The sequence below is a fragment of the Halomonas sp. genome, from assembly GCF_041689495.1.
Taxonomy (GTDB): Bacteria; Pseudomonadota; Gammaproteobacteria; order Pseudomonadales; family Halomonadaceae; genus Halomonas.
Genome location: NZ_JBDNGD010000469.1, coordinates 1 through 4,683, shown reverse-complemented (window position 1 = coordinate 4,683; position 4,683 = coordinate 1). Strand labels below are relative to the sequence as shown.

Here is a 4,683-nt window from a genome sequence, read left to right as displayed (position 1 = left end):
TGAAGAAAACCGTATTGAAGAAAAAAAGGGCCGGCAGAGCCAGCCCAAATACGCAGGGAACTTTACTCAGAGAGCTTCGAATTCACGGGAAACTTCGAGCATCTCCAGATGGCGAACCATCCGACTTCGCTTCCGACAACCCCGCCTCGATCAGAGGCGAAGGCGAGGCTGCAGTGTAGGGTCCCCCAAGGGGGGAGGCATCCGTGCCGGGGCATCCTTGCCCTCAGGGCATCTCTCCTTGCCTTGCGGCGATACCCATCTCATCGCAACCTGTTAAAGTCACACATCGCTTGGAGCAGACGCTGATCGCCTCGGTTGCCGGGCGCACAGGGCAGTGTTGACCCGTTCCCTCGGCGATCAAAAGCGGTTCGAGCCGTAAAGAACCGCTTCGTTGCTCATCCAGTCAGATGCCAATTTCGTGCCAGAAATTAATTATCCCTTCTATTTCAATTCGTTGTAAATAGCCATCGACCGGAATTCTCTGTCGCAACAGTTCGCCAGCCCTTTTACAGGCGGTATCACCACCCCAACCGTCGCTTTCTGGCTACAGCCAGGCGGGACTTAATGAAAACCATTGGAAAAACAGCCGATTGGAATGTTGCCAGATGGAGACGGCCTGGATGGCGTCGACGTCAGGAATCGACAGAGCGCCGAGCGTTCAGCCACTCGACACTCGGATCGACCGGTCAGGCGAGGGTCTTGACGAGAATCTTGGACTTGCGGGCATGGTTGTAGGTGTCGCGGCGAAGCGTCGGCAGCGCCTCGATATCCGCCAGGCGGAAGCCATGATCGAAGAACCAGTGGGCGGTATGGGTGGTCAGGGCGAAGAGCGCCGAGAGGCCCAGGCGCCTGGCACGCCGCTCGACCTCGGCCAGCAGCAATTCACCACGGGCACCGCCCCGGTAGTCGTCATGCACGGCCACACAGGCCAGTTCGGCCATCTGGGCATCGTGGAAGGCATGCAGGGCCGCACAGCCGATGATCATCCCGTCGCGTTCGATGACCAGGTAATCATCGATCTCGTGTTCGAGTCGCTCCCGGGAACGGGGTACCAGCATACCGTCACGCTCGAGGGGGTCGAGCAGTTCCAGCAGGCCACCGATATCGGTGAGACCCGCCGGGCGCAACTGCTCGTAACGATGCTGGGTGATCATGGTGCCCACCCCATCCCGGGTGAAGAGCTCACCGAGCAGGGCGTCGTGATCGTGCCAGGACAGCAGATGGGTACGCGCCACGCCATGGCGGGCCGCGGCACAGGCGGCACCGAGGTGTCTGGCCAGTTCGCTGCCCGGCAACGACTCTTGCCTCAGCGGCTCGGCCTCTGCCGGTGTCAGCTGACGCTGCAACTGTCCACTACCGTCATATAGGCCACAGGACTCGCCCAGCAGGATCAGCTTGTCCGCGCCCAGCGCCATGGCGGCATGCTGGGCCACCTCCGAGGCATCCAGGTCGAACACCTCACCGGTGCTGGAGAAGCCCAGCGGCGGCAGCACCACCAGCGAGCCCTTTTCCAGCAGGCCTCGGATCGCCGCGGCACGCACGCGACGCACCTCGCCGCTGTGGTGGAAATCGATTCCCTCGCGCACCCCGAGTGGCTTGGCCATCACCAGGTTGCCCGAGACGGCGGTGAGCTCCACGCCATGCAGTGGCGTATTGGGGAGGCCCAGAGAGAGCCTCGCCTCCAGCCACAACCGCTGCTCGGCCGAGATCCGCTTGACCAGCGCCATGATCACCTCATCGGCGACCCAGCGTCCCTGATGGACCTCCGGCGTGATATCGAGCTCATCCAGCGCCAACCGGACCTGGGGGCGGATACCGAACACCACCACCAGTTGCACGCCCAGGGTGTGCATCAGCGCCAGGTCCTGGATCAGCTGCTCGTTTCGCCCTCGCGTCATCGCGTCGCCCTCGATCAGGATCACGAAGGTGCGACCGCGATGGGCATTGATATAGGGCGATGAGTTGCGAAACCAGTCGACGAAGGGGAAGCGTGTGTCCAAGGCCGCACTCCGGCAGCAGGTGAGCGAAAGCAAGGGTAAATGTCGATGATAGCAGAGCTGACAAAACGGCGGCACCACCTTGAGGCGGGACCGCCGTCACTGGTGCGCGGGAAAACCGCACGCGATCAGCTGAAGATGCCCTTGAAGGTGAAGAAGAAGAGGATCGCCAGGCCTGCACCGGCCGGCAGGGTGATGAGCCAGGACATGACGATGGTGCCGATGACCCTCAGGTTGAGCGCCGCCATGCCACGGGCCAGTCCCACGCCCAGCACGGCGCCCACCAGGGTATGGGTGGTGGAGATCGGCAAGCCGGTGCCCGAGGCCAGGACCACGGTGGTAGCCGCGGCCAGGGTGGCGGCGAAGCCGCGGCTCGGTGTCAGTTCGGTGATGCCGGTGCCCACGGTGGCGATGACCTTGTGCCCATAGGTGACCAGGCCGGCGACGATACCACCGCCGCCCAGCACCAGCACCCACCAGGGGACCAGAGCGGCGGCATCGATGACGCCGTCGCTGCGCACCACGCTGATCACCGCGGCCAGGGGACCGACGGCATTGGCCACGTCGTTTGAGCCATGGGCAAAGGCCATGGCACAGGCGGTGAAGATCATCAGCACGCCGAAGACCCGCTCGACGTTGCCATAGCCGAACTGGTCGTTGGCGCGTTGCTCGTACTTGACCCGTCGCTCCATCAGGATACCCACGCCCATGATCAGGAGGCCGATGAGAAGCGAGAGCAGCAGACTCTGGGCGAAGCTGAGATCCAGGCCGACGTGCTTGAGCCCCTTGGTGAAGGTGACCATGGCAACGATGAAGCCCACCAGGAAGACGTAAAACGGTACGTAGCGCTTCGCCGAGCTGAAGGGATCTCGGGCCTCGAAGATCAGGTGCTGCACCGACTTGAAGAGCACGAAGGCGAAGGTACCCGCCAGCAGCGGTGAGATCAGCCAGCTGGAGGCGATCTGGCCGACCTTGCCCCAGGCCACGGCCTCCATGCCCAACCCAACGGCGCCGAAGCCGACGATGGCGCCGACGATGGAGTGGGTGGTGGAGACCGGCCAGCCCTTGGCGGAAGCGATCAACAGCCAGATGGCCGCCGCCAGCAGCGACGACAGCATGCCATAGACCAGGAACTGCGGATCGGCATCGAGCAGCTCCGGGTCGATGATACCCCCGCGGATGGTCGCGGTGACCTCGCCGCCGGCAAGCCAGGCGCCGAGAAATTCGAAGACCACGGCGATGATGATCGCCTGCTTGATGGTGATGGCCCGGGACCCGACCGAGGTCCCCATGGCATTGGCGACGTCGTTGGCACCAACGCCCCAGGCCATGAAGAAACCGAACAGGCAAGCCAGTATGATGAAGATTTCGCCGTGCTGCGCGATGATCGCCATAGGGAAGGAATCCTAGGTGGCTGTCAGGGAGTAGCGTTCTGGCGCTGGCCCGGTACAGCGGACCACTGCACACATGATTCGACTCAACGAGCGGTGAGGACCTGCAGGCGGCTGCCGACTCGCTCGGCGCGGTCCGACAGCTCGCCGACCCAATCGATGATCTGGTAGAGGAAGATTACGTCCACCGGCGGCAGCTGGCTCTCCAACTCGAAGAGGATTCGACGAATGGCCACCTGCTGACCGTCCGCCTGGTTTTCCAGCACATGCAGTTCACGGATCAACTTCTGCATCACCTCCGCGACATTGCGGCCGAAACCGGACTCGAGGAGACCCTTGAGTTCCTCCAGGGCCTGGCGGGACTGTGCCACGCAGGCCACCGAGGTCTGGATATAGTCCCGCATGGGGTGGGCCAGCGCCTCGGGGACCTGCATGCGTCGACCGACCATGATGCCGGTGATGTCGCGGACCTTGTTGGCAATCTTGTCCTGGACGCTGAGCAGGTCCAGCAGATCGGTGCGCGACACCGGCAGGAACATGGTGTTGGGCAGGTTGAGGCGCAGCTCGGTCTTGAGTTCGTCTGCCTCGTGCTCGAGACGGGTGACGGTCTTGCGATGTTCCTCCGCCGACGCCCAGTCTCCGGCAAGGGTGGCCTCGAAGAACGGCAGCAACTGGTCGGCACAGTCATTGGCCTTGACGATATGGGCCAGCAACGGCTGGAATGGCGAGCGGCCGAACATCGCGGAAAAGGGATTCGGTGTAACCATGGTCTCGTGGATCTTGGGAAATGGCCGCGACAGTATAGTGATGTACCGGCAGCCGCGTCATGAAAAATTCATCCATTCTTCACGAAACCGAGGTGGCAAGACGATGAGTCAGGAGATCGAACTCAAGCTGGCCCTGGGGCAGGATGGCCCCGAGGCACTGCGCCGCCATCCCCGTCTGCGCGGCTTGACGCCGGATACCGCCCACCTCGGCAACACCTATTTCGATACCCCCGAGGGTGACCTTGCAAGGGCGCAGATGGCACTGCGCCTGCGTCGCAACGGCGACCGGCTGGTGCAGACCCTGAAGACCCCCGGCCAGGGTGGCGGCGGGCTCTCGAGTCGCGGCGAGTGGGAATGGGAGATCGAGGGCCCGGGACTCGACCTCGACGAGCTGGCCGCCACCCTGGCCGAGACGGTGCCACTGCGCCCCTCGGACACCAGCAAGGCGGCTCGCGGCGGCGCCCTGTTGAGCGGTGTCTGGCAACTGCCGGAAGGCGGACGCCCTTCCGCCTGGATGCACCGTGCCAC

Annotated in this window: 4 protein-coding genes; 1 reads left to right on the top strand and 3 read right to left on the bottom strand. The window is 63.5% G+C overall.

The window, feature by feature from the left end; all coding sequences use genetic code 11:
- Positions 1-686: 686 nt before the first annotated feature.
- The 3 genes from argA to ACESMD_RS14255 form a co-directional block, all read right to left on the bottom strand.
- The gene (argA, locus tag ACESMD_RS14265; protein WP_372614290.1) at positions 687-2,000 is read right to left on the bottom strand and encodes an amino-acid N-acetyltransferase; all 1,314 of its coding nucleotides are present in this window, start codon (positions 1,998-2,000) and stop codon (positions 687-689) included.
- A gap of 125 nt (positions 2,001-2,125) precedes the next feature.
- Positions 2,126-3,391: an inorganic phosphate transporter gene (locus tag ACESMD_RS14260; RefSeq protein WP_372614288.1), complete on the bottom strand. Its 1,266-nt coding sequence runs from the start codon at positions 3,389-3,391 to the stop codon at positions 2,126-2,128.
- 83 nt (positions 3,392-3,474) lie between these two features.
- Entirely contained in the window at positions 3,475-4,155 is a 681-nt protein-coding gene (locus ACESMD_RS14255; protein ID WP_372614286.1) for a TIGR00153 family protein, read from the bottom strand.
- Positions 4,156-4,258: 103 nt separating this feature from the next.
- Here ACESMD_RS14255 and ACESMD_RS14250 point away from each other — a divergent pair.
- A partial coding sequence (locus ACESMD_RS14250) for an inorganic triphosphatase (protein ID WP_372614284.1) occupies positions 4,259-4,683 on the top strand: 425 nt, incomplete at its 3' end.

Coding starts and splice junctions, on each gene's coding strand:
- ACESMD_RS14260 (WP_372614288.1), bottom strand. CDS start 3,391: ATGGCGATCATCGCGCAGCACGGCGAAATCTTCATCATACTGGCTTGC.
- ACESMD_RS14255 (WP_372614286.1), bottom strand. CDS start 4,155: ATGGTTACACCGAATCCCTTTTCCGCGATGTTCGGCCGCTCGCCATTC.